Consider the following 22799-nt stretch of genomic DNA (forward strand, 5'->3'; position numbering starts at 1 on the left):
CGGAAAGCCAGGCCGTCACCCCTTCGCATCCCCGAAATCTTCCGAGGACACGATTGCCATGCCTCGTCCGACCGCCGCACAGCTCGCCTACGGTTCCTGCACCGTGATCTTCTCGACGCTCGCCATGCTGCTGCTGTCACAGACGAGTTCGGGCCTGGGGATCACGGTCATCGCCCTCGCGGCACTCGCCCTCGGGCTCCTGGTCGCCATGACGGTGCCGCTGCCGAAGGCACGCACGTCGGCGCCCGCTCCGGCCGCCGGCCGGCCGCAGGTGCCCACGCAGGTGCCCGCACAGGTACCCACCCAGCGGGAACCCGTCTCGGCCGGCGTGGAGCCGGTACGGGAGCGGGCGGCATCCTGAGGCCGGACCGCGGATTGGGCAGGTCCGGGCAGCCGGGCAGGTCCGGGCGGCCGGGCACGACAGGGCGGGACGTCGGCGGTCAGCCGGTGCTGACCACCACCGTCTTGGCCGCCTTGTCGTGCAGGCCCTGCTTGTAGGGCCGGTCGAAGTAGCTCCACCCGCCCGAGATCGCCAGCCAGATACAGGCGCAGCAGAACCAGAAGGGGATCCAGAGCACCGCCGCGCGCCCCAGCGCGGTCGGGACGGACGGGGTGGAGCCGTCCGACAGGTTGGCCACCCGCATGCCCAGCCACTTCTTGCCGAGGGTCTGCCCCGACTTGGCGATCATGAAGGTGTCGTACGCGATGTAGAGCACCACGCCGACGAACGACTGCGCGATGGACCTGCCGACCTCCAGGCGGTCGGCGTTCATCGAGTACTCGTTGACCCGCAGGCCCCAGGTGACCAGCCCGACGACGATGCCCACCAGGATCAGGTCGATGATCCGGGCGAGGGTGCGCTTGCCGCTGTCGGCGAGCGGGGGCATTCCGGCGAGCGGGTCGTCGGAGTACGGGCCGCCTCCGTGGGGGCCTTCGCCGTACGGGCCGCCCCCGTAGGGGCCACCGCCGGGGCCGCCACCGCCGTACGGGCCACCGGGGCCGCCGGGGCCGCCGCTGCCGTACGGGTCGCCACCGTAGGGGCCGCCGCCGGGGGGCGGTGGCTGCCCGCCGGGGGGCGGTGGCTGCCCGCCGGGCGGCGGGGGCGGTGGCTGCCCGCCGGGCGGGGGTTGCGAGCCGGGCGGGGGTTGTGAACCGGGGGGCGGTTCTGAGCCGGGGGGCGGTTCGGTGCTCATGGGCCGAGTGCATCGCGAGCCCGGTCTGCCCGCATCCGGCGAGCGGCCGTACGGATGACGCGGGACGAACCCGGCGGGTTCGCCCTACGCCGTCCTGGTCAGCCCGCCACGAAGGTGTGCGCCGCCTTGTCGTGCCAGCACTGGCGCCAGGGCCGGTCGAACAGGCACCACATCACGCCCACGACGCCGATGCCGAGCAGTCCGGGGATGCAGTGCACGAGCCAGCGGCGCAGGGCGCGGCCGAAGGACGGTGGCTCGTGGCCCTCGATGTCCCGCACCTGGAGACCGCAGAGCTTCTTGCCCAGGGTGCGGCCCCACTTGGCGGTGGGCAGCGCCTCGTAGAGGACGCCGGAGAGCAGCAGCACGGCGAGGACGATGCCGAGGTATGTCGCCGTGGTGCCGTCCAGGAGCCAGACGGTGACGGTACGGCCGGAGAGCCTGGCCGCGTCGATCTTGTGGTTGACGTGCTCGATCGCCTTGGTTCCGAGGGGCACGGCGGCCACGGCGGTGACGGCGGCCAGGACCACCGTGTCGACGAGGCGGGCGGCCAGCCGCTTGCCGAGCCCGGCCGGCCGGGCTGCCGCCTGCCGCCGCGCGGCCGCCTGGAAGAGGTCCTCGACCGGCGGCTTCCAGGGCGCGACGGGCTGCTCCTCGTCCGCCCCCGCGAGCCGGTGCACCTGCTGCGCCCAGGAGGACTGCCCCCCGCCGGGACCACTGGTGACCGGGTTGGCGGTGGGGGCGGGGCCGCCGGTGGGGGTGGCGGGTTGCTGGGGCAGGGCGGAGGCGGAGGAGGCCGCGGCAGCCGCTGCGGCGGGGGCCTGTGCGGAGGCGGCTCTCGCCTGGGCCCCCGCTCCCTGCGCCGGGCCGGGCTCCTGCTGCCGAGATGCCCGCGGCTGCTGCTGTGCCTGCACCCCAGAGCTCTGTGCCTGCACCGGGCTCTGCGCCTGCGCCGCCGCCGCACGCGCCGCGGCGGCCTTCCCGGCCGCGAAACCGGGCCCGCCCGAGGCCCCCGCGGGCGTGGCCGAACCCTGCGCGGGCACCCCCGGCAGGTTCTGGGACCCGCCCGGACCGGTCGGGTGGCCCGGGCCCGGTGCCGGGCGGAAGGTCATCGTGCCGTCGTCGTCGGCGGGTGCGCCCGGGCCCGGGATGCCGGGAGCGGGGGCATTGTCCGGCGCCCCCGTGGCACCACCGGCACCGCCCGTCGTGGGGCGGCGGAAGACGAACGTGCCGTCGGCGGAGGCCGGGGCCGCGTCCCGGGCCGGCTCCATGGGCGAGGCCGGCGGCGTGCCGGCGGCGCGGGCGGCGTGTCCCACCGGGCCGGCCGCGTGTGCCGCCCTCGGGTCGACCGCGTCCGGCCCGGCCGCGTCCGGCCCGGCGCCCCAGGAGACGCGACGGTCCTGGTCGCCGCCGAAGCCGGACTGGTGGGCGCGGTCGGCGGCCCACGCCGAGGCGGGTTCGGGGCGGCCGGCGTCCTGTGCCGCGGCCGGGCCGGGCTGGTCGACGGGGTCCTCGTCGAAGAAGTGCGGGCCCGTCTCCTCGACCGCCGGGGTCACCGCGGGCGCAGGACGCATGCCGGGCGGCGGGCTGAGCGGCTCGCCGTCGGCCGGTGCCGGCCGGCTGGTTCCCGGCACCCAGGCGGCGCCGTTCCAGTACCGGACGTATCCAGGGATGGACGGGTCCGGGTAGTACCCCTCGCGGGGCCTGTCGTCACCGGGTGCCGGGGTTGGGGCGCTCATGTCCGTCGTCCCGTATCTGCTCGGGGGTCGTCTGGGGGCCTCAACATCTATCAGACCCGGGACGGCGACACCGCCAGTCCGGCCGGACCCACTCCTTTCCGGGCAACCTCGTACACGTACTTCACAAGCCCGGAAGCCCAGACGGAAAAAAGTTCGGCCGGCCCGCGTAATGCCCGGCGGCCACCCGTCTCTCCTCTCCCGCGGGCCCGCTCCGGGGTCCGTGGAAGAGGGAGGAGGAACCGATGCGGCAGATCGTGGTGGAGCGGGAGCTCGAACTCGGACTGGTCCTGTCGCCCGAGTGCGCGATCCCCGTGCCGGCCCGGCTCGGCTACCGCAGCGAGGACCCGTACGCCGTCCACATCACCTTCCACATGGACTCCCGGCGTCCCGTGCACTGGACGTTCGCCCGGGAACTTCTCGTGGAGGGCGTGTTCCGGCCGTGCGGATACGGCGACGTCAGGGTGTGGCCGTCGAGGGCGGAGGGCCGCGGCGTCGTGCTGATGGCACTGAGCTCGCCCTCGGGCGACGCCCTGCTGGAGGCGCCGGCCGCACAGGTGTCGGCCTGGCTGCAGGACACGCTGCACGTGGTCCCGCCGGGCAGTGAGGGCGAGTGGCTCGGCATCGACGGCGCTCTGGCCGGGCTGCTCGCCCGGTGAGGGCCGGTGCGCCGGAGCGGCCGGCGGCTCAGAACAGCTTGCCCGGGTTGAGGAGGCCCAGCGGATCGAAGACCTGTTTGATCGCCCGCTGCATCTCGACGCCCACCGGGCCGATCTCGCGCGCCAGCCACTCCTTCTTCAGCACGCCCACCCCGTGTTCGCCGGTGATCGTGCCGCCGAGTTCGAGGCCGAGGGCCATGATCTCGTCGAAGGACTCGCGGGCGCGCCGCGACTCTTCGGGGTCCTTCGCGTCGAAGCAGACGGTCGGGTGCGTGTTGCCGTCGCCGGCGTGGGCGCAGACCCCGATGGTGAGCCGGTACTTCCCGGCGATCCGCTCGATGCCGTCGAGCATCTCGCCGAGTCTGGAGCGGGGCACGCACACGTCGTCGATCATCGTCGTGCCCTTGACCGCCTCCAGCGCGGTGAGCGAAAGGCGCCGTGCCTGGAGCAGCATCTCGGACTCGGCGGCGTCGTCGGCGGGGACGACCTGGGTGGCGCCGGCCGCCTCGCACAGCGCGCCGACCGCGGCGAGGTCGGCGGCCGGGTGCGGGGTGTCGAAGGCGGCGAGCAGCAGGGCCTCGGTGGTCTCCGGCAGGCCCATGTGGGCGAGGTCGTTGACGGCCTTGACCGTCGTGCGGTCCATGAGTTCGAGCAGGGAGGGCACATGGCCGCCCGCCATGATCCGGCACACCGCGTCGCAGGCGGCGGCCGCGGAGGCGAACTCGGCGGCCAGCACCAGCTGCTGCGGCGGCTGCGGTCTGAGCGCCAGGACCGCCCGTACGACGATGCCGAGGGAGCCCTCGGAGCCGACGAACAGGCGGGTCAGGTCGTACCCGGCGACGCCCTTGGCGGTGCGGCGGCCGGTGGACATCAGCCGTCCGTCGGCCAGTACCACCTCCAGGCCGAGCACGTACTCGGCGGTGACCCCGTACTTCACGCAGCACAGGCCGCCGGAGGCGGTGCCGATGTTGCCGCCGATGGTGCACATCTCCCAGCTGGAGGGGTCCGGCGGGTAGTACAGGCCGTGTTCACCCACCGCGCGGGAGAGCGCGGCGTTGACGACGCCCGGCTCGACGACCGCGATGCGGTCGACCGGGTTGATCTCCAGGATGCGGTCCATCCTGGTCAGGGAGAGCACGATGCAGCCCTCGGAGGCGTTGGCCGCGCCGGACAGGCCGGTGCGGGCGCCCTGCGGGACGACGGGGACACGCAGTTCGGTGGCGGTGCGCATGACGTGCTGGACCTGTTCCACCGTGCGCGGCAGGACGACGACGGCCGGGACGCCGGACGGGCAGAAGCTCGCCATGTCGTTGGCGTAGGAGGCCGTGACGTCGGGATCGGTGAGGATCGCCTCGGCCGGCAGACCCGCGAGGAGCCGGTCGGTGAGGTTGCCCTGAGCTTCGTCGGCTGCGGCTTGGATACGGCTCATGATCACAGCGTCGCACCCGGGGCCATCGGTGTGAACCCCGACGGGCGCACGCCTCCGCCTGCCGGGTGGCGGTAGTCGTACTGACGCACAGTGTGCGCCATGGAGAAGCCACTGCGGACCCAGGCCACGTCCCTGCCGACCGAGTCGCGGCACCGGTCCCGCCTGCTGCGCCGGGGCCTGATCGCCCTGGTCGCGGTGGCGGGCGTGCTCGGTGCGGTGTGGCTGGTGCCGGCCGTGCAGGGGGACGCGGACGGGCCGGGCACGCCGGATCCCGGGGAAGGGGCACTGACCGCGGTGACGGGTGGGGCGCCGGCCGCGCTGCCCGACCTGGCGGCGCTGATCGGCGACCGGGAACGGCATCTGCGGGCCGAGCCGCGGGACGCGCAGGCGTGGGCGGTGCTCGGGGCGGCCTACGTCGAACGGGGGCGGCGAACGGCGAACACGGCGGACTATCCGATGGCCGACAAGGCGCTGCGGACCTCGCTGCGACTGAGCCCGAAGGAGAACGCGCAGGCTCTGGACGGCCTGGCGGCGCTGGCGAACCAGCGGCGCAACTTCCGGGCGGCACGTTCGTGGAGCGAGGCGGCGCTGAAGCTGGAACCCAGGCGGTGGACGACGTATCCGCTGCTGATCGACGCCTGCACCGGTCTGGGCGACTACAAGGCCGTGGGGCGCGCGCTCGACACGCTGCTGAAGCTGCACCACGCTCCGGCCGTGAAGGCACGGGCCGCGGCCGTCTACTGGGACCGGGGCTGGCGCGAGGACGCGGCGGCCCAGCTGTCGGACGCGGCGGCGGCCGCGACCTCACCCGTCGAGCGGGCCGCCTACGTGGAGCGGGCCGGGCGGATCGCGTGGGAGCGCGGGGACGTCGAGGATGCGCTGCGGCACTTCGAGGCGGCGCTGCGGCTCGATCCCGACCAGCGGGACGCACGGGCCGGCCAGGGGCGGGCGCTGGCCGCGCTGGAGCGGACGCCGGAGGCGCTCAAGGCGTACCAGCAGGCTCTCGACAAGCGGCCCAGCCCCGAGTACGCCCTGGAGCTGGGCGAGTTGTACGAGTCGCTGGGGATGGACGAGCAGGCGAAGGAGCAGTACGACCTGCTGCGGAGGTGGGCGAGGCAGGACGCGGCGGCCGGGGTCGACGACGAGCTGGTGCTCGGGCGGTTCGAGGCGGACCACGAGGACCCGCAGTCCGCGGTACGGCGGCTGCGCGCGGAGTGGCAGCGGCAGCCCGGGATCGCGGTGGCCGACGCCCTGGGGTGGGCGCTGCACCGGGCCGGGCAGGACAGCGAGGCGCTGAAGTTCGCCACGGCGGCGATGGACGAGACGAAGGGCGGCGGGGTGCGCAACGCCCGTTACGCCTACCACCGCGGGATGATCGAGCGGAGCCTGGAGCAGCCGGGGGCGGCCCGGCGCCACCTTCAGCAGGCGCTGCGGACCAACCCCTACTTCTCGCCGCTGTGGGCGCCGGAGGCACGAGCGGCGCTGGAGGACCTGGGCGAGCCGTCGGCAAAGGAGGCGCCGCCGGAAACCAGGGTCCCCGCGGAGTCCGAGGACGGTGCGGAGGCCGGTGCCCCGGCGCAGGCCGGTGCCCCGGCCCAGACCGGGAGCCCAGCGCAGACGGGGGGCCATGCCCAGACCGGCAGCCCGGCACAGACCGGTGCCCCGGCCCAGACCGGCAACCCGGCACAGACCGGTGCCCCGGCCCAGACCGGCAACCCGGCACAGACCGGTGCCCCGGCCCAGACCGGCAACCCAGCGCAGACGGGGGGCCATGCCCAGACCGGCAACCCGGCACAGACCGGCAGCCCGGCGGTGGTCAGACCGCAGCAGTCCCGATGAGGGCGTTGCGGGTCACCAGCGACGCCAGCTCCTCCTCCCCCAGCCCGTCCGTGCCCTCGGGCCGCCTGGGCAGCACCATGTACCGGGTCTCCGCGCTGGAGTCCCACACCGTGATCTCGGTGGCGGGCGGCAGCTCCAGACCGAACTCGGCGAGCACCGCGCGCGGTTCGCGGACCACGCGGGAGCGGTAGGCCTCCGACTTGTACCAGCTGGGGGACGGTCCGAGCAGGCGCAGCGGATAGCAGGAGCACAGGGTGCAGACGATGACGTTGTGGGTGGTCTCGGTGTTCTCGACCACCCTCAGCCGCTGGTACAACCCCTCCATGCAGCCGAGTTCGCGGACCGCGGCCGTGCCGTCGGCCAGCAGCCGGGCCCGATAGGCGGCGTCGGTCCAGGCGCGGGCCACCACGCGGGCGCCGTTCGCGGGGGAGGCGCCGGTGAGGGAGGCGTCGATGATCTCGTCCAGCTGCGCGCCGGAGAGCACCCCCTTCTCCTCGAGCAGCGTCTCCAGCCGCCGCACCCGCCGGGCGATCGCCGCGTCGAAGTGGTCACCGCTCATCGGGGTCTGCCTCCAGGTAGCTCTCCCACAGGTCCAGTACGACGTGGTGGTCGCCCTCGCCCCACAGGTCGCGGGCGGCGAACCGGACGGCGTAGATCTGCTCGACGGGTGCGTCCCCGCGGCCCTGCGCGCTGACGTCGGCCAGCTCCGCAGGCCCCTCCGGCTCGACGACGACGCCCCGTTTGCCGCGCGCGTACCGCGGCAGGCGGGTGTGGTGCGGCGGGTCGTGCGGGAAGGTGCGGACGCGGGTGCCGGGCGGGAAACGGTCAGGCACGGATCTCACCCGGCCCGCCCTGCCCGCCCCGTTCGCCGGGGTCCCCCGTCTCGTCGAGCTCGCCCGGCGCCAGGACGCCCCTGCGTTCCAGCAGGGTGCAGATGGCCGTGAACCAGCGCTCGTAGTACGAGGTGGTCAGGTACACGGCGGGCGGCATGGACTCGATGGCGTCACGGAACTCGTTGGTGTTGAACAGGCCTTGCGCGCGCAGGCCGTTGAACAGCCCGACGACCCGCGCCTCCCAGTCGGCGTGGAAGGGAGCGGGGTCGTCGCCGGTGTCGACGGCGCCGAAGCCGACCGTGCCGCCCACGTCGTTGATCCTGGCCATGGGCGTCAGCCTACGTCCGCTGCGGCGCCGCCGCCTCACAGATTGCCGCGGCGCTCCTGCTCGCGCTCGATCGCCTCGAACAGGGCCTTGAAGTTGCCCTTGCCGAAGCCCATCGAGCCGTGCCGTTCGATGAGTTCGAAGAAGACCGTCGGGCGGTCCTGGACCGGCTTGGTGAAGATCTGCAGCAGATAGCCGTCCTCGTCGCGGTCGGCGAGGATCTTCAGCTCGCGCAGGGTCTCGACCGGGACGCGGGTGTCGCCGACCCACTCGCCGAGGGTGTCGTAGTAGGTGTCGGGCGTGTCCAGGAACTCGACACCGGCCGCGCGCATCGTCCGTACGGTCTGCACGATGTCGTTGGTGTTCAGCGCGATGTGCTGGACGCCGGCGCCGCCGTAGAACTCCAGGTACTCGTCGATCTGGGACTTCTTCTTGGCGAGGGCGGGCTCGTTGATCGGGAACTTGACCTTGAGGGTGCCGTCGGCCACGACCTTCGACATCAGCGCGCTGTACTCGGTGGCGATGTCGTCGCCCACGAACTCCTTCATGTTCGTGAAGCCCATGACCTTGTTGTAGAACTCCACCCACTCGTTCATCCGGCCGAGTTCGACGTTGCCGACGCAGTGGTCGACGGCCTGGAAGGTGCGCTGGGCGGGCGGCTCGACGACGGGCTTGGCCGGGGTGAAGCCCGGGAGGTACGGGCCGTCGTAGCCGGAGCGGTCGACGAGGGTGTGACGGGTCTCGCCGTAGGTGGCGATCGCGGCGAGGACGACCGTGCCGTGCTCGTCCTTCAGCTCGTACGGTTCCTCGACCGAGCGGGCGCCGTGCTCGATGGCGTAGGCGTACGCGGCGCGCGCGTCCGGGACCTCGATGGCGAGGTCGATGACGCCGTCGCCGTGCTCGGCCACGTGCTGGGCGAGGAAGTGGCCCCAGGTGGTGGCGGGCTTGATCACCGAGGTGAGCACGAACCGGGCGGAGCCGCTTTCGAGGACGTAGCTCGCGGTCTCGCGGCTGCCGTTCTCCGGTCCGGAGTAGGCGACCAGCTTCATGCCGAAGGCGGTGGAGTAGTAGTGCGCCGCCTGCTTGGCGTTGCCCACGGCGAAGACGACCGCGTCCATTCCCTTGACCGGGAAGGGGTCGGCCTGCCGAGCGGTCGCGCCGGGAGTGTGGTGTGTGGTCTGCGTCATAGCGGAAGCGTCACCCGGCCCCGCAAGGTGCGCAATAGTTCGCGTTTTCACTGGGCAAACTGTTCAGTGAACGGCGCAAGACGTCGGACTTTCTGTACATGATGACCACCTGGGAGGCGGAACCTTGGCGATCGATCGTCTGGACGGCCGCATCATCGTGCTGCTGGCGCGCGAGCCGCGCATAGGCGTGCTGGAGATGTCACGGCGGCTGGGAGTGGCACGGGGGACGGTCCAGGCGCGCCTGGACCGGCTGCAGTCCAACGGGGTGATCCGCGGCTTCGGCCCCGAGGTGGACCCGGCGGCACTCGGCTATCCGGTCACGGCCTTCGCAACGCTGCAGATCCGGCAGGGACAGGGCGCGGACGTACGGGCCCACCTCGCGACGGTTCCGGAGGTCCTCGAACTCCACACCACGACCGGCACCGGGGACATGATGTGCCGCCTCGTGGCCCGCTCCAACGCCGACCTCCAGCGCGTGATCGACCGAGTGGTCGGCTTCGAGGGCATCGTGCGCGCGTCGACGGCGATCGTGATGGAGAACCCGGTGCCGCTGCGCATCATCCCGCTGGTGGAGCAGGCCGCGGAGGAGTGAGGTGCTCGTGCGCCGCGTTCCCGGTCCGGACCGGAGCCAGTGCTGTGGCCGGAAGGGTTTGCCGGAAAGCTCGCGGCGTCCGGTGCGGTGCATCGCAAGGCGGTGCATCGCAAGGCGGAGCATCGCCCGCGTACTGGACGTACTGGGGTGATACGACAACGCGGCGAGGTGCCGTGCCGGGCGCCGCGAGCCGGTGAACCTGTCCGGTCGCAGCACTAGCAGCTCGGGACCGCGTCCTTGCCCTTCTGCAGGGCGGACAGGGAGTTGACCGCGCCCTTCAGGGTGGTCACCGGGATCAGGCGGAGCCCCTTGGGGAGCTCGGCCTTGGCGTCCGTGCACTCGGCCTTCGGGACCAGGAAGACGGTGGCGCCGTCGCGTCGGGCGGCCTGGGTCTTGAGGGCGACGCCCCCGACCGCGCCGACCGTCCCGTCGGCGGCGATCGTGCCCGTGCCGGCGATGGTGCGACCGCCCGTGAGGTCGCCGCCGCCGCCGTCGCCGTCGAGCTTGTCGACGATGCCCAGGGAGAACAGCAGGCCGGCGCTGGGGCCGCCGACGTCGGCGAGCTTCAGCGTGACCTTGATGTTCTTGTCGCCCACGCCGAGGTACTTCAGGGCGGCCCGGGTGGCCGCGTCCTGGGACTGCTTCATCTGCTCGGCGTTGTGCTGCTCGATCTCCTTCACGTTGTCGCCGCTCGGGTAGACCGCGTCGCGCGGCAGGACCGCCCGGTCGGTGGCGAACCAGCCGTCGATCACGTCGCCCAGCGAGACGTGCGCGTCCGGGCCGGTGGCCTCGATGGTCGTCATACGGAGCTGGCCGCTGGTGCTCCGGGTGGGCACACCGGAGATCGTGATCACCTGGGTGCCCTTGTTCTCGCCGAGCACGTTCGCCGTCATCCCGGGCTGCGCCACCGAGAACGGCAGCGGTGCGAAGGCAGCCGCGGCGATCAGGGCCGCGACGGGCAGCGCGCAGACGGCGAGGGCCTGGGGGCGTGTGAGACGAGAGAGCACAGGATCAATCTACGCGACGACCACTTCCGGCCACCTGTCGAGCTGCGGGCGCACATCAGGCGTACAAACCCGGACGTCTCCGCTCCCCTCCGGTCACCGCAGCGCTTCGGCCACCTCCCGGGCCGCGTCCACCACCCGCGGTCCCACCCGTTCCGGTACGGAGTCCGCCAGCATCACGACGCCGACGCTGCCCTCGACCCCCGTGACCCCGAGCAGCGGAGCCGCCGCCCCGCTGGCTCCCGCCTCCAACTCGCCGTGGGTCAGGGTGTAGCCGGGGTCCACCGACGGCTGCCGGCGGGCGGCGAGGATCGCCTTGCCCGCGGCGCCCCGTTCCAGGGGGTGGCGGAAACCGGCCCGGTAGGCCACGTGGTAGTCCGTCCAGCTCGGTTCGACCACGGCGACGGCCAGCGCCTCGGAGCCGTCCACCAGCGTCAGATGAGCCGTCGCCCCTATGTCCTCGGCCAGCGACCGCAGCGCCGGCAGCGCCGCCTCGCGCACCAGCGGATGCACCTGTCGGCCCAGCCGCAGCACCCCGAGCCCGACCCGGGCGCGGCCGCCCAGGTCACGGCGTACGAGCGCGTGCTGCTCCAGCGTGGCGAGCAGGCGGTACACCACCGTCCTGTTCACGCCCAGTTTCTGGGAGAGTTCGGTGACGGTCAGCCCGTGGTCCGTGTCGGCCAGCAGCTTGAGGACTCTCAGTCCCCGGTCGAGCGTCTGGGAGGTCTCCGCGGTCACGACGCCCACTCCTTCAATGGTGAGGTCGGCGGCCCTCCTCGCGGCGGAATACGTCACCGAGTCCCGTCAGTGACGCGCAACAGAGGCCGCCGATCGGCCGGCGGTCCGGGCCGTCCCGGACTCAAGTCGCTTCACGGCTGCGCTCCGCGGCGGCGCTGCCACGGGGCGTGTGCGTAGCGGGACATTAGCGAAGCCGGTTCGCTGAGCGGAAGCCTTCGTCCAGAATCCGGGCAGTGGCCGATTCGGCATGGCGGCGTTCGTCCTGATACGTACACCTGCGCGTACACCCGTACGTGCGTCTGTGCGTACAGACATTCGCATGCCTGTGGGCCCGGACCCCGGAAGTCACTTCATCCGGGTGGCCCACTCCTGGACCTTGGCGATGCGCTGCCGCAGCTGTCCCGCCGTCGCCTCCGCGCTCGGCGGGCCGCCGCACACCCGGCGCAGCTCGGTGTGGATCACCCCGTGCGGCTTGCCGCTCTGGTGGACGTAGGCGCCGACCATGGTGTTGAGCTGCCGGCGCAGCTCCATCAGCTCCTTGTGGGTGACCACCGGCCGTCGCTCGGCGGGCAGTTCCAGCAGGTCCGCCTCGGTGTCGGGCTTCTTGCGGCTGTGCGCGATCTGCCGGGCCTGCCGCTTCTGCAGCAGCAACTGCACCTGCTCGGGTTCGAGCAGCCCCGGAATGCCGAGGTAGTCCTGCTCCTCCTCACTCCCCGGGTGGGCCTGCATGCCGAACTCGGCGCCGTCGTAGAGGACCCGGTCGAAGACGGCGTCGGACTCCAGCGCCTCGAAGGGCAGCATGTCCTGCTCGCCGGTGTCCTCGTCCTGCTCCCGGTTCGCCTCCTCCATCTCCTTCTCGGACTCGGCGTAGGGGTCCTCCTCGCCCTCCTTCTTCGGCTTGTCGAGCGCGTGGTCGCGCTCGACCTCCATCTCGTTGGCGAAGGTGAGCAGGTCGGGGATGGTGGGCAGAAAGACGGAGGCGGTCTCGCCGCGCCGCCGGGACCGGACGAAACGGCCGACGGCCTGGGCGAAGAAGAGCGGGGTGGAGATGGTCGTGGCATAGACGCCGACGGCCAGCCGGGGTACGTCGACACCCTCGGACACCATGCGGACCGCGACCATCCAGCGGTCGTCGCCGTCGCTGAACTCGTCGATCTTCTTCGAGGCGCCGGCGTCGTCGGAGAGGACCACCGTCGCGCCGCTGCCCGTGATCTCGCGGATCAGCTTGGCGTAGGCGCGGGCGGAGTCCTGGTCGGAGGCGATGACCAGGGCTCCGGCGTCCGGGATGGCCTTGCGGACCTCGGTCAGCCGCCGGTCGGCGGCGCGCAGCACGGCCGGCATCCACTCCCCGCGCGGGTCGAGCGCGGTGCGCCAGGCCTGGCTGACGGCGTCCTTGGTCATCGGCTCGCCGAGCCTGGCCGCGATCTCGTCACCGGCCTTCGTGCGCCAGCGCATGTTGCCGCTGTAGGAGAGGAAGATGACGGGGCGGACGACGCCGTCGGAGAGGGCGGAGCCGTAGCCGTAGGTGTAGTCGGCGGCCGAGCGCCGGATGCCGTCGTGGCCCTCCTCGTACGCGACGAAGGGGATGGGGTTGGTGTCGGAGCGGAACGGCGTACCGGTGAGGGCGAGCCGGCGGGTGGCGGGCTCGAACGCCTCCAGACATGCCTCGCCCCACGACTTGGAGTCGCCGGCGTGGTGGATCTCGTCGAGGATGACGAGGGTCTTGCGCTGCTCGACGCGGTTGCGGTGCAGCATGGGCCGGACGCCGACACCGGCGTAGGTCACGGCGACCCCGTGGTACTCCCGTCCGAGCGGGCCCGCGCTGTACTCCGGGTCCAGCCTGATGCCTATCCGCGCGGCCGCCTCCGCCCACTGCTTCTTCAGGTGCTCGGTCGGCGCGACCACGGTCACCTGCTGGACGACGTGGTGGTGCAGCAGCCAGGAGGCCAGTGTCAGTGCGAAGGTCGTCTTTCCGGCGCCGGGAGTGGCGACCGCGAGGAAGTCGCGGGGCTGTTCCTGGATGTACTTCTCCATCGCGCCCTGCTGCCAGGCACGCAGCTTGCTGGCGGTACCCCAGGGAGCGCGCCCGGGGAAGGCGGGCGAGAGATGGTGCGAGTGCGAGGAGCTGGCAGACATGGGCGTGGGCCCGGAGGGCCCTCCGTTGAGGGTGGCGGCGGGTGACGGGCGGGCGGTAGTCACGGTCTCCGGTTCGTTGTACTGGGGGCTCGGCTACGTATGACAACCGGGCCACCCTACCGGCGGCCCGGTGGTGCCACCGCGCGAACGGCACGCGGCCGGTCGGGGATGGGACTCAGGTCACATCTCGTGCTCCACAAGCTCCCGCAGCGCCTCGCCGATCACCTTGACCTCGTCCAGTGCGCCCGTCGCCACGGCGATGACCAGGCGCTCGGCCGCGTCGATGTCGGGGCGCAGTTGCACGTTGTTCGGAGCCAGGGAGACGACGCAGGACGTCCAGGCCGTGGGCTTGTTCCCGTCAATGAAGGGATGGTTGATGGCCAGGGACTGCAGGAGTGCCGCCGCCTTGTCGAACAGGTCGGCGTACGCCTCCTGACCGAACATCGAAGCCGACGGCCGGTGCACGGCCGACTCCAGCAGGCCCGCGTCGCGCACCACGACGTCCTGGTCGTCCACTGCGTGCGCAGCGATGGCCAGGACGTCCTCGGCCGGCAGATGGATGGGCGTCACTTGAGCCGTTCCAGGCGCTCGGCCCACTTGGCGGTCTGCTCCCTGGCAGCCTTCCTCATCAGCGCCTCGTGCGCCGCCTCGCGAGGTGGTCGTCCACAGCTCTCAGCGGGCCACGATCACCAGCCCGCCGCCGAGCCCCTGCACGGCCCGCCCCGCGATGAACACCCACATCGTGCCCGCCGTCCCGGCCACCAGCAGCCCCGCAGCGAACGCGCCGATCCCCGCGGTCAGCGCCCCGAGCGGACCGCGCCGGTCCGACCACTGCCCGGCGGGCACCATCCCGAACAGGCTCGTCGTGAAGTACCCGGAGAACGCGAACGCGTACAGCGACACGCCGTCCAGTTCCCGCGCCGCGACCGGCATCGCCGTACCGACGGCGGTCGCCTCGAGGGCGACCAGCAGCACGACGGACACGATCCCGACGCTGAGCGACCGGTAGGTCCGGCTCAGCACGGTGTCGGCCGCCTCTTCCGGGCGGGTTCTGCCGGGGGCGTCCGCGACGTCGGTATCGCGCGGTTCGAGGGCGGTCATGGTCGCCAGGGCAAGGTCCACGGACGTCTTCGACCCCTGTCGGGAGCCGGCCGCCGGCCGGGACCTCGGTCGTACGACCTCCGTTCATGAACGGCGTATGGCAGTCCCGTTGCAGCGCCGGCCGTTCCCTTGAGGCGCCCCTCCCGCACGCCCTACGGTCGACTCACCGAGTTCGGAACGGCGAACGGCCCGCCCTTCGCCCCCGGCACGGCCGTGTGCCCGAGTGGCTCAGGGACTCGTCTGCAAAGCGAGTAACGCGGGTTCGATTCCCGCCACGGCCTCCACTGCCTTGACCAGGCAGAAGGAAAGGGCGGCACCCCGGAAGGAGTGCCGCCCTCCTGGTCCGTCCGTCTCAGTTTCCGTCTCGGTCGGCAAGGCGAGCGCCAACACCCTTCCACTCGGCGGCACACGACGACCCTGGCAACCCGAAAGGCCGTGGGCGGTTGTCGTGTAGTCCTGGACGACGCCTGACCGTCACGCGGTCTGCGGGATGAGCCGTACCACCTGTGCACACACCGGCCTGGTCGGTCACGCCCCGAAGGACGGCGACTGCGACGAGGTGAGCGCTGGGCCCGGCCGATAGCCGCGACCGATGGAGCGCCCGAACCGAGGGTTCCCGCGCCCCCCCGCCAGCCCGTCATCAAGGCCCGCTGCAGGCAAAAACATCCTCGAACAAAGGTGCGTTGATCGGATAGTGTCGCCTCCGATCGGCCGACGTCGCGCCTGACCAGCGCTGGAGGACGGGCGGCCGGACCACGGAGGGGAAAACAACTTGAAGAGGACAACTGTCCGTCGTCTCACACGGACGGGCGCCACAGCCCTGCTCGCTGCCGCGATGACGGCCGGCACCGTTGCCGGCGCGTCTGCAGCCGACGGCTCACCGACCACGCCCGCGGAATCGGCACCGCACATCGTCAGCGCAGCCCAGTACACCGAGGAAGGCGGCGCGGACCCGCAGTCCATGGCGCCTGTCGGCGAGGTGTCACCGGCCCAGGGCGCCGACGTGCAAGAACTCACCAATCTGCTCACCAAGACGACCGGGCTCAACCTCTTGCAGGCACCCGCAGTCGCGGACTACGAGAAGGTCGGCCAGTCGCTCACGTTCAGTCTCGGGGACGAGAATGTCGTGCGCCCGCTCAACATCACCCGCCTGACCGTCCACGGAGACGTGCCATCGTCGGTGCTCTCGTCCGATGGCGACACGACGCAGACGACCACGCTGCCCAGCGGCAGTCAGCTGTTCACCGCTGTGGGCAACGACGGCGTGAGGGTCAGCACTCTGTCCCGGGACGGCCGGCTGACCCTGTGGGAAGCCCCGGCCATCTCAGCGCAGCACACCTACAGCACCGAGGACATGGTCCGCTGGGCCACCACGGTTGACGAGCGGAAAATCCCGGCCTCGCACTCCCCGACTCCAGGTGTCACCCGGGCAGCCAAGCCTCACTGCCAGCTGATCCACAGCAAGGCGCCCTATCTGCACGGGGGTTGGACGACCATCCAGGCTGATGCGCAGATGCTGTGCAACCAGCGAGGCAAAGGCAACTTCGAAGCCTCGCTGCGCCAGTACCAGGGGCTCAGCATCTGGAGGACGAAGGACGTCCGGGGGTACACGAACACGCAGGGCCAGACCTTCTCGCTCCTCCTGCACTACGAGTGCTCACGGCTCACCTCCAGTGGGTGGATCTACCGCGAAGACATCGGTAACGCGACCCTGCGCAACGGCAATGGCTACTGGGGGGACCACAACGTCTGGTCCAATACGGCCACGATCCACTGTGCATAGAACACCCTCCCCCCCCTCAGCGCTATCGTGGGGTGCGCGGGGCTACGGGCCAGGCGCACTCTGATGAACGGGGAAACGGGTGCAGAACGAGCAACGCCGCCCTGATTCGGCGGATCTCGTCGTCGCAGGCTGCGGATGGCTGCTCATCGTGGCCGTGATTTCTCTGCCCGGCCTCCTGTTGGAAGACGGACCGCTGACCGCATACATGGCCACTGTCGGCGGGCTGATCGGCTTCCTCTGGGCACGCAAGAGGCTGCACCGCTGACAAGCCTTGTTCTCTGACCGGAATCACCCTGGGCAAGCCGGAACTTCCGGCTTGCCCAGACCTCAGTAGTCACTTGCTCGCCGGCGTGCGAGCTGGGACTCCATGTGCGGTCTGCCGTCTGCAAACTTCTGCACCCTGGATGACACTTCGGCTCCGTTCGCTGCCGCCCTGTTCTGAGCAGCGCGGCTTCCACACGGGATCGAACCCGTGCGAACGAGCCGGGATCAAGCTCTGACCTGCATGGACAAACCTGCAAAGCGAGCAACGCGGGTTCGATTCCCGCCACGGCCTCCAAGAGTGCGGTGCAGCAGCCAGAGGCTGAAGACGAGGGTGGAGAGGTCCTCGTCGAGCGGGTACGGCGTGGCGTCCGCTTCGCTCCAGTTCCACACCTTGCCCGTGGTGCCGTCGACGGCCAGGCTGCTGTCCGCCGCGAGCCGGCCCAGGCGTATCAAGTGGTCGGCGCGGGCGGGGAGTCCGGCGGGCGGGAAGCCGTCGGGGTGCTCGTGGGCGTAGTACTCGGCGAGGGTGGGCAGGGGCACCTCGGTGTCCAGCTGGAAGAGGAGACCGTCCTCGGGCAGGCCCGTCTCGCGCAGGAAGCGGCGGGTCGGCTCGTGGGTGAGGGTGACGGGGAAGTCGACGTCCTCGAAACGGGCGACGCGGCCCTTCCCGAACTCCTCGTCCAGGAGGCGGGAGGGAAGGTCCAGGGTCAGGCCCGGCTGCCCATGGCGGCCCGCACGGGACGCGAACCGGGCGCGCAGATCCGCCAGTTCCTCCGCCGGGTCGTCCCGGCCGGGCGCCTCGGCTGTCAGCAGAGCGCTCATTGCTCCCCCATGTCCCCCGTGCGATCGGTACGGGGCACGTCCGGCAGCCCGCCCCCCCCCGGCGGGAGCCCGTCAGTCCCCACTGGCCGAAACACTACGCCGCACCACTGACAGCGCCCTTCGGCCTGGAGGTTCAGCCGGTCACTGGTTCGTCACGACCGCGGCCTGGGGGCGGATCGGCAGGCGGTTGACCGCGCGGCCGGTGGCGGCGCGCACGGCGGAGGCGATGGCCGCGGGCGAGGTCACCACGGGGACCGCACTGACCGCCTTGGCGCCGAAGGGGGCGACGACGTCGGGCTCCTCGACCAGTTTCACGATCCGGATGTCGGGCGCGTCCAGTGCCGTGGGCAGGGCGTAGCCGGTGAGGTCGGGGTGGCGGATCAACCCGCGCGGGGTGCGCAGGTTCTCCGTCAGGGCGATGCCCACGCCCTGGGTGACGCCCGCCTCGATCCGGGCGGCCACCTGGGCCGGGTTGAGCACCTGACCGACGTCCTGGGCCACGGCCAGTTCCACCACCCGCACCGAGCCGAGCTCGATGTCGACGTCCACCACCGCGCGGATCGCGCAGAACGCGAGGCCCACGAAGGCGTCGCCCTGGCCCGCCCCGTCCAGCGGCTCCGTGGGGTGCGGGCGGCACTGGGCCGTCGCCCACAGTTCCTTGCCGTCCATCGCCTCCGTCACGGTCGTGGACAGGACGCCGTCGTACGAGGTGATCTTGCCGTCCGTGATCTGCAGCAGTTCGGTGGACATGCCGAACTTGTGCGCCAGGGGCTGCAGCAGCTGGGTGCGGACCATCTTCGCCGCGCGCTCCACCGCGCCGCCCGAGACCCAGGTGTGGCGGCCGCGGCAGCCCGCGCCGGCCGGGGGCTGGTCGGTGTCGACCGGGGCGACGTGCACCTCGTCGATGCCGAGCGTCTCCTGGACGATCTGCCGGGCGAGCGTGGCGAAGCCCTGGCCGGTCTCGACGGCCGCGCACAGCACCGTGGCGACGCCGCCCTGGACCTTGACCGTCGCCGTGGAGACCTCGTCGGCGCCCTCCGCGCCGAGCATGTGGACCATGCCCAGGCCGTATCCGACGCCCCGGCGCACCGCGCCCGGTTCCCCCGCGCCCTCGGGGCCGCCGGGCAGCAGCCACTCGTCCTCGGGGGTGTCCTTGGGCAGCGGGGGCAGCGGGTGGTCCTGCACGGCCTGAAGCAGTTCGGCGACCGGGGCCGGGCATGTCACCGTCTGGCCGGTGGGCAGTACGTCGCCCGTGGCCATGACGTTGCGCAGGCGCAGCTGTGCCGGGTCGAGGCCGAGTTTCTTGGCCAGCTTGTCCATCTGCGCCTCGTAGGCGGCGCAGACCTGCATCGCGCCCTCGCCGCGGACGTGGCCGGAGGGCGGGTTGTTGGTGCGCACCGCCCAGCCCTCGATGAAGGCGTTCGGGACGACGTACGGGCCGCAGGCGAAGGCCACGGCGGCGGCCAGGGCGTCGGCGGAGGTGTCGGCGTAGGCGCCCGCGTCCAGCAGGATCTGGGCCTCGACCTTGACCAGCCTGCCCTCGGCGTCGGCGTGATGGCGGTAGCGCAGCAGGGTCGGGTGTCTGTGCGCGTGCCCCAGGAAGGATTCCTCACGGGTCGCGGTCAGCTTCACCGGGCAGCCGGTGCGCAGGGCCAGCAGGCCGAGCGGGAGCTGGAAACCCTGGTCCTCGCGGTCGGCGGTGGCGCCGGGCACGCCGGTGACGACGATCTTCACTCGCTCGGCCTCCAGGCCGAAGCAGGCGGCGAGCGTGTCGCGGTCGGCGTGCGGGTCGGTGGAGGCAAGGTACAGCTCGACGCCGCCGTCGGGGCGGGGCACCGCGAGGCCGGCCTCGGCGCCGATGGGGGCGGGGTCCTGGCGGCCGATGCGGTACAGGCCCTCGACGACGATCTCGCCGGCCGCCTCCGGGTCGCCGTGCCTGAGCGGGATGTGCCGGATCAGGTTGCCGTCGGGATGCAGCGGCTCGGCCTCGAAGGCCTGCTCGGGGTCGGTCACCGGGTCGAGCACCTCGTACTCGACGATGACGGCCGCGGCGGCCATCCGCGCGGTGTCCGGGTGGTCGGCGGCCACGGCCGCGATGGGCTCGCCGTGGTGGCGTACGACCTCGGAGGCGAACACCGGACGGTCGACGGTACCGCGGCCGTGCACCGGGCGGCCGGGGACGTCCTCATGGGTGACGACGGCCCGTACACCGGGCATCTCGCGCGCGTGGGTGGTGTCGATGGACACGATGCGCGCGTGCGGGTGCGGCGAGCGCAGCACGGCCGCCCACAGCAGGCCCTCGGCCCACAGGTCGGCCGCGTACGGGAAGGTGCCCTCCGTCTTGGCCGGGGCGTCGGCGGCCGGCAGCGAGGAGCCGAGTCCGTGCGGCAGCGGCTCCGGGGCGGCGGCCTCCGTGGCGGCAGCGGTGGCGGCTTCGTTGCTCACGCCTGGCCTCCGTCCTGGCCGTAGGGGTCGTGCGGGTGGGACGAGCCCGGCGCCTCGAACGCCGAGGGGTGCACCCCGCCGGCTCCCGGGCCCGCCTGGTGCGGGATGCGCGGCTCGTCGGCGTCCGTCTCGGCCTGGTGGTGGCCCGCGGCCTGCGCCTCCCGCTCGGAGACGACCTCCCTGACCGCCTCCAGGACACCCCGGTAGCCCGAGCAGCGGCACAGATTGCCGCACAGGGCCTGGCGGGCCTCCAGTTCGGTCGGCGCCGGGTTGCCCTCCAGCAGGTCGTGCACGGTCATCGCCATGCCGGGCACGCAGAAGCCGCACTGCACCGCGCCGCACCGGGCCAGTGCCCGCTGCACGTCCGAGGGCTGCCCGTCGGCGGCCAGGCCCTCGACCGTACGGACCTCGCTGCCGGCCGCGGTGACCGCGGGCACCAGGCAGGAGGCGACGAGGCGGCCGTCGACCTGGACGTTGCAGGCACCGCACTCGCCCTGCGAGCAGCCGTCCTTGGCGCCCGCGAGTCCGAGCCGCTCGCGCAGCACGTACAGCAGCGACTCGCCGATCCAGGCATCCGTGACGGGCCGGTCGGCGCCGTTGACGCGCAGCACGTAGGAGGCGAGCGGGTGCTCGTCCTGCGGGGGCGCGGGGGCCGGCGGGTCGTCCGCGGGGGCCGTCTCCTCGTGCTCCCCGTACTCCCCGTGCTCCCCGTGCTCCCCGTGCCGGGCGGCGGAGCCGGCCTCCGTGGCCGTGGACTCCGTGGCCGTGGAGGCCTCTTCGGCGGCCCGGGCCACGGGCCCGGCACCCTCGGCGGGGGTGGGGCGCGCGGGCGGCTCAGCGGGGCCGTCGGCGGCCTCTACGGGCCCTTCGTCGGTCTCGGCGGCCTCACCCGCACCGGGAACGCGCCGCGCGGCCTCGGGCGAGAGCTCGGCGCCACGCCCTGCTCGTCCTTCCCGGCCCGCTCGACCCGCCTGTCCCGCTTGTCCTGCTTGCCGGACTCGTCCAAGCCGTTCCGCCTGTTCGGCCTGCTCCGCCTGCTCCGCGGGCAGTTGGACCTCCGGCCGGTCCAGGGTCCGGGGATCCGGGGCGCCGGGCGCGGCCGCCGCCTCCGGCGCGGGGTGCCCCCCGGGCCCGTACCCGGCCGTCTCGCCCTCCGGCTCCGGCCGCCCCCACGGCTCCGTCGCCCACGGCGCGGGCGCACCGCCGGGCAGGGTGGCCGGAGGGGTGCCGCCCCACTGCTGGACGAGGGACGAAGTGGTGAACTCGCCCGATTCGTCCGGGATGTCGCCCCGGGCGACGGGGATCGACCACTGCCCGGTCACGTCGTGCCCGGGCCCGGACGGGGCCTCCCGGCCCGCGGGACCTGCCGGACCCTCGTGGCCTGCCGGACCCGCCCGGCCCGCGTGGTCTTCCTGCCCCGTGTGGCCCGTTCGGGTGTCGTCGAAGGTCCACTGCTGGGTGGCGCCGGGGCGGTACGTGAACCGGTCGTCCGCGTCGGCGCCCGTGTCCCCCTCCCGCGGCACGGCGTTGGGGTCGGGCCACTCGGCGCCCCCGGCAGGCGCGGCGGGCGCGCCCGGCACGGTCCAGTTTCCGGTGGCCGCGGGATCGGTCGCCGCCTCGGAGGCGGGCGCGACCGTTATCTGCGGCGGCACGTACCCGTGGCCGGGCGCGGCGAGCGGGCTGTCGGCGGCCAGGAGGGCGTCGATGCCGCCCTCGGGAAGTTCCACGAACGCGGTGGCGCCGTCGTCGTAGTCGCCCTGGGGCAGCGGGTCCCAGCGGCCGCCGCTCCTGGGCGCGCCCTCTCCGTGCTGGTCGTCGGTCATGACAGCGCCCTCCCCAGTGCTCGTCGGGCCAGCGCGGCGACGGTCCGCCGCAGATGCAGTACGGCGGGCGGAAGCTGCTGCACGGAGCCGTCATCGGCGGGGGCCTGGTCGGGAATGCAGGCGGCGGCGACGTACTCCCCGAAGGCGTTCAGCGCCTCGGGGACGATCGTGCGGCTGTTGTCCCAGTCGATGAGCTGAGCGACCCAGTGCTCGGCGTCCAGGGGCCTCAGCGGCATCGGCGCTATGGCGCCGACCGCGCAGCGCACCCCGCGCCGGGCCGGGTCGAGGACCAGCGCCACGGACGCGACCGCGCGGCCGGGGCCGGTACGGCCGGTGGCCTTCAGGAAGACCTGCGGCGCGTGCAGCAGCGGTACGCGCACGTAGCCGATGAGCTCGCCCGCGCGGAGCATCTCAACGCCGGCCAGCAGGTGCGACACCGGGATCTCCCGGCGGGCTCCGCCCGGGCCCGCGATGATCAGCGTCGCCTCCAGGGCGGCCAGCACCGGCAGCGCGTCCCCGGTGGGGGCGGCCGAGGCGATGTTGCCGCCCAGGGTGCCCGCGTTGCGGATGTGCGGCGGGCCCGCGGCACGCGCGGCGGCCGCGAGCGCCGGGATCAGCGCGGCGAAGTCGGGGCGCCCCATGCGTGCGTGGGTCAGGCCGGCGCCGAGCAGCGCGTGGCCGTCCTGGTACTGCCAGCCGCGGATCTCGCTGATCCGGCCGAGGCCGACCAGGGCGGCGGGCCTGAGCTGCCCCGAGTTGACGGCGGCCATGAGGTCGGTGCCGCCCGCCACGGGGACGGCGGCGGGCATGGCGGTGAGCGCCGCCACGGCCTCGTCCAGCGTCGTGGGCAGCGTGACGGCCTGCGCCGCCTGCGGTGCGTGCGTGGTCAAACC

The 22799-nt window shown here is 72.8% G+C and carries 20 protein-coding genes, 1 tRNA gene and 2 pseudogenes; 7 read left to right on the forward strand and 16 right to left on the reverse strand.

Annotated features, from left to right (window positions below):
• Window positions 1–58 precede the first annotated feature (58 nt).
• Window positions 59–361 carry a hypothetical protein gene (locus ACH4UM_RS17445; protein ID WP_398179362.1) on the forward strand — a complete coding sequence of 101 codons (303 nt, stop codon included), beginning with the start codon at window positions 59–61 and terminating at the stop codon, window positions 359–361.
• 79 nt (window positions 362–440) lie between these two features.
• Here the strand turns inward: ACH4UM_RS17445 and ACH4UM_RS17450 are convergent, their stop codons facing one another.
• Together ACH4UM_RS17450 and ACH4UM_RS17455 are read right to left on the reverse strand one after the other, a co-directional pair.
• Entirely contained in the window at window positions 441–1193 is a 753-nt protein-coding gene (locus tag ACH4UM_RS17450; protein WP_398179365.1) for an RDD family protein, read from the reverse strand.
• 98 nt (window positions 1194–1291) lie between these two features.
• Window positions 1292–2929, reverse strand: a complete 1638-nt coding sequence (locus ACH4UM_RS17455; RefSeq protein ID WP_398179368.1) for an RDD family protein — start codon at window positions 2927–2929, stop codon at window positions 1292–1294.
• Between the two features lie 242 nt (window positions 2930–3171).
• Here ACH4UM_RS17455 and ACH4UM_RS17460 point away from each other — a divergent pair, with 242 nt between their 5' ends.
• Window positions 3172–3585 (forward strand): SsgA family sporulation/cell division regulator, encoded by a 414-nt coding sequence (locus tag ACH4UM_RS17460; protein ID WP_398179371.1) that lies wholly within the window; start codon window positions 3172–3174, stop codon window positions 3583–3585.
• Between the two features lie 28 nt (window positions 3586–3613).
• Here ACH4UM_RS17460 and ACH4UM_RS17465 read toward each other — a convergent pair whose 3' ends face one another.
• Window positions 3614–5020: an FAD-binding oxidoreductase gene (locus ACH4UM_RS17465; RefSeq protein WP_398179373.1), complete on the reverse strand. Its 1407-nt coding sequence runs from the start codon at window positions 5018–5020 to the stop codon at window positions 3614–3616.
• A 93-nt stretch (window positions 5021–5113) separates the two neighbouring features.
• Between ACH4UM_RS17465 and ACH4UM_RS17470 the strand changes: the two are divergent.
• Window positions 5114–6541: pseudogene (locus ACH4UM_RS17470) on the forward strand (tetratricopeptide repeat protein); the annotation flags it as partial.
• A 289-nt stretch (window positions 6542–6830) separates the two neighbouring features.
• Here ACH4UM_RS17470 and nthA read toward each other — a convergent pair.
• The 4 genes from nthA to hppD are packed head-to-tail and all read right to left on the reverse strand — an operon-like array spanning window position 6831 to window position 9198.
• Entirely contained in the window at window positions 6831–7412 is a 582-nt protein-coding gene (gene nthA, locus ACH4UM_RS17475) for a nitrile hydratase subunit alpha (RefSeq protein WP_398179375.1), read from the reverse strand.
• Complete coding sequence (locus tag ACH4UM_RS17480; RefSeq protein ID WP_398179377.1) at window positions 7402–7686, reverse strand: SH3-like domain-containing protein; 285 nt, start codon at window positions 7684–7686, stop codon at window positions 7402–7404. The genes nthA and ACH4UM_RS17480 overlap by 11 nt, the downstream gene beginning before the upstream one ends.
• On the reverse strand, window positions 7679–8014 hold the full coding sequence (locus ACH4UM_RS17485) for a hypothetical protein (RefSeq protein ID WP_398179379.1): 336 nt from the start codon (window positions 8012–8014) through the stop codon (window positions 7679–7681). The genes ACH4UM_RS17480 and ACH4UM_RS17485 overlap by 8 nt, the downstream gene beginning before the upstream one ends.
• A 35-nt stretch (window positions 8015–8049) precedes the next feature.
• On the reverse strand, window positions 8050–9198 hold the full coding sequence (hppD, locus tag ACH4UM_RS17490) for a 4-hydroxyphenylpyruvate dioxygenase (RefSeq protein WP_398179381.1): 1149 nt from the start codon (window positions 9196–9198) through the stop codon (window positions 8050–8052).
• Window positions 9199–9322: 124 nt separating this feature from the next.
• Here hppD and ACH4UM_RS17495 point away from each other — a divergent pair, with 124 nt between their 5' ends.
• Complete coding sequence (locus ACH4UM_RS17495; protein ID WP_398179382.1) at window positions 9323–9790, forward strand: Lrp/AsnC family transcriptional regulator; 468 nt, start codon at window positions 9323–9325, stop codon at window positions 9788–9790.
• 215 nt (window positions 9791–10005) lie between these two features.
• Here the strand turns inward: ACH4UM_RS17495 and ACH4UM_RS17500 are convergent, their stop codons facing one another.
• From ACH4UM_RS17500 to ACH4UM_RS17520, 5 genes and pseudogenes are all read right to left on the reverse strand, one after another.
• On the reverse strand, window positions 10006–10797 hold the full coding sequence (locus ACH4UM_RS17500; RefSeq protein WP_398179385.1) for a S16 family serine protease: 792 nt from the start codon (window positions 10795–10797) through the stop codon (window positions 10006–10008).
• 93 nt (window positions 10798–10890) lie between these two features.
• On the reverse strand, window positions 10891–11532 hold the full coding sequence (locus tag ACH4UM_RS17505) for an IclR family transcriptional regulator (protein ID WP_398179388.1): 642 nt from the start codon (window positions 11530–11532) through the stop codon (window positions 10891–10893).
• A 345-nt stretch (window positions 11533–11877) separates the two neighbouring features.
• Complete coding sequence (locus ACH4UM_RS17510; protein ID WP_398179390.1) at window positions 11878–13668, reverse strand: DEAD/DEAH box helicase; 1791 nt, start codon at window positions 13666–13668, stop codon at window positions 11878–11880.
• Between the two features lie 180 nt (window positions 13669–13848).
• Complete coding sequence (locus ACH4UM_RS17515) at window positions 13849–14238, reverse strand: type II toxin-antitoxin system death-on-curing family toxin (RefSeq protein WP_398179393.1); 390 nt, start codon at window positions 14236–14238, stop codon at window positions 13849–13851.
• A 108-nt stretch (window positions 14239–14346) separates the two neighbouring features.
• Window positions 14347–14769, reverse strand: a pseudogene (locus tag ACH4UM_RS17520) (MFS transporter); the annotation flags it as partial.
• 209 nt (window positions 14770–14978) lie between these two features.
• Here ACH4UM_RS17520 and ACH4UM_RS17525 point away from each other — a divergent pair.
• From ACH4UM_RS17525 to ACH4UM_RS17535, 3 genes are all read left to right on the forward strand, one after another.
• A tRNA-Cys gene (locus ACH4UM_RS17525) sits at window positions 14979–15053 on the forward strand.
• Between the two features lie 551 nt (window positions 15054–15604).
• Complete coding sequence (locus tag ACH4UM_RS17530; RefSeq protein WP_398179396.1) at window positions 15605–16552, forward strand: hypothetical protein; 948 nt, start codon at window positions 15605–15607, stop codon at window positions 16550–16552.
• 79 nt (window positions 16553–16631) lie between these two features.
• A complete protein-coding gene (locus ACH4UM_RS17535; RefSeq protein WP_398179398.1) occupies window positions 16632–16817 on the forward strand; it encodes a hypothetical protein in 186 nt (61 codons plus the stop codon).
• A 224-nt stretch (window positions 16818–17041) separates the two neighbouring features.
• Here the strand turns inward: ACH4UM_RS17535 and ACH4UM_RS17540 are convergent, their stop codons facing one another.
• From ACH4UM_RS17540 to ACH4UM_RS17555, 4 genes are all read right to left on the reverse strand, one after another.
• Window positions 17042–17638: an SUKH-4 family immunity protein gene (locus ACH4UM_RS17540; protein ID WP_398179401.1), complete on the reverse strand. Its 597-nt coding sequence runs from the start codon at window positions 17636–17638 to the stop codon at window positions 17042–17044.
• A 141-nt stretch (window positions 17639–17779) separates the two neighbouring features.
• Entirely contained in the window at window positions 17780–20083 is a 2304-nt protein-coding gene (locus tag ACH4UM_RS17545) for a xanthine dehydrogenase family protein molybdopterin-binding subunit (protein ID WP_398179403.1), read from the reverse strand.
• Window positions 20080–21906, reverse strand: a complete 1827-nt coding sequence (locus tag ACH4UM_RS17550; RefSeq protein ID WP_398179406.1) for a 2Fe-2S iron-sulfur cluster-binding protein — start codon at window positions 21904–21906, stop codon at window positions 20080–20082. Before ACH4UM_RS17550 ends, ACH4UM_RS17545 begins: the two co-directional genes overlap by 4 nt.
• Window positions 21903–22796, reverse strand: coding sequence for an FAD binding domain-containing protein (locus ACH4UM_RS17555; protein WP_398179409.1), 894 nt, complete (start codon window positions 22794–22796; stop codon window positions 21903–21905). The genes ACH4UM_RS17550 and ACH4UM_RS17555 overlap by 4 nt, the downstream gene beginning before the upstream one ends.
• Window positions 22797–22799 lie beyond the last annotated feature (3 nt).

This window comes from Streptomyces sp. NPDC020801 (genome assembly GCF_044334385.1).
Taxonomy (GTDB): Bacteria; Actinomycetota; Actinomycetes; order Streptomycetales; family Streptomycetaceae; genus Streptomyces.

What these genes read in the sequence shown, in the direction of transcription:
- ACH4UM_RS17445 (WP_398179362.1), top strand. Translation starts at nt 59, where the DNA reads ATGCCTCGTCCGACCGCCGCACAGCTCGCCTACGGTTCCTGCACCGTG.
- ACH4UM_RS17450 (WP_398179365.1), bottom strand. Translation starts at nt 1,193, where the DNA reads ATGAGCACCGAACCGCCCCCCGGCTCAGAACCGCCCCCCGGTTCACAA.
- ACH4UM_RS17455 (WP_398179368.1), bottom strand. Translation starts at nt 2,929, where the DNA reads ATGAGCGCCCCAACCCCGGCACCCGGTGACGACAGGCCCCGCGAGGGG.
- ACH4UM_RS17460 (WP_398179371.1), top strand. Translation starts at nt 3,172, where the DNA reads ATGCGGCAGATCGTGGTGGAGCGGGAGCTCGAACTCGGACTGGTCCTG.
- nthA (WP_398179375.1), bottom strand. Translation starts at nt 7,412, where the DNA reads ATGAGCGGTGACCACTTCGACGCGGCGATCGCCCGGCGGGTGCGGCGG.
- ACH4UM_RS17485 (WP_398179379.1), bottom strand. Translation starts at nt 8,014, where the DNA reads ATGGCCAGGATCAACGACGTGGGCGGCACGGTCGGCTTCGGCGCCGTC.
- hppD (WP_398179381.1), bottom strand. Translation starts at nt 9,198, where the DNA reads ATGACGCAGACCACACACCACACTCCCGGCGCGACCGCTCGGCAGGCC.
- ACH4UM_RS17510 (WP_398179390.1), bottom strand. Translation starts at nt 13,668, where the DNA reads ATGTCTGCCAGCTCCTCGCACTCGCACCATCTCTCGCCCGCCTTCCCC.
- ACH4UM_RS17530 (WP_398179396.1), top strand. Translation starts at nt 15,605, where the DNA reads ATGACGGCCGGCACCGTTGCCGGCGCGTCTGCAGCCGACGGCTCACCG.
- ACH4UM_RS17540 (WP_398179401.1), bottom strand. Translation starts at nt 17,638, where the DNA reads ATGAGCGCTCTGCTGACAGCCGAGGCGCCCGGCCGGGACGACCCGGCG.
- ACH4UM_RS17550 (WP_398179406.1), bottom strand. Translation starts at nt 21,906, where the DNA reads ATGACCGACGACCAGCACGGAGAGGGCGCGCCCAGGAGCGGCGGCCGC.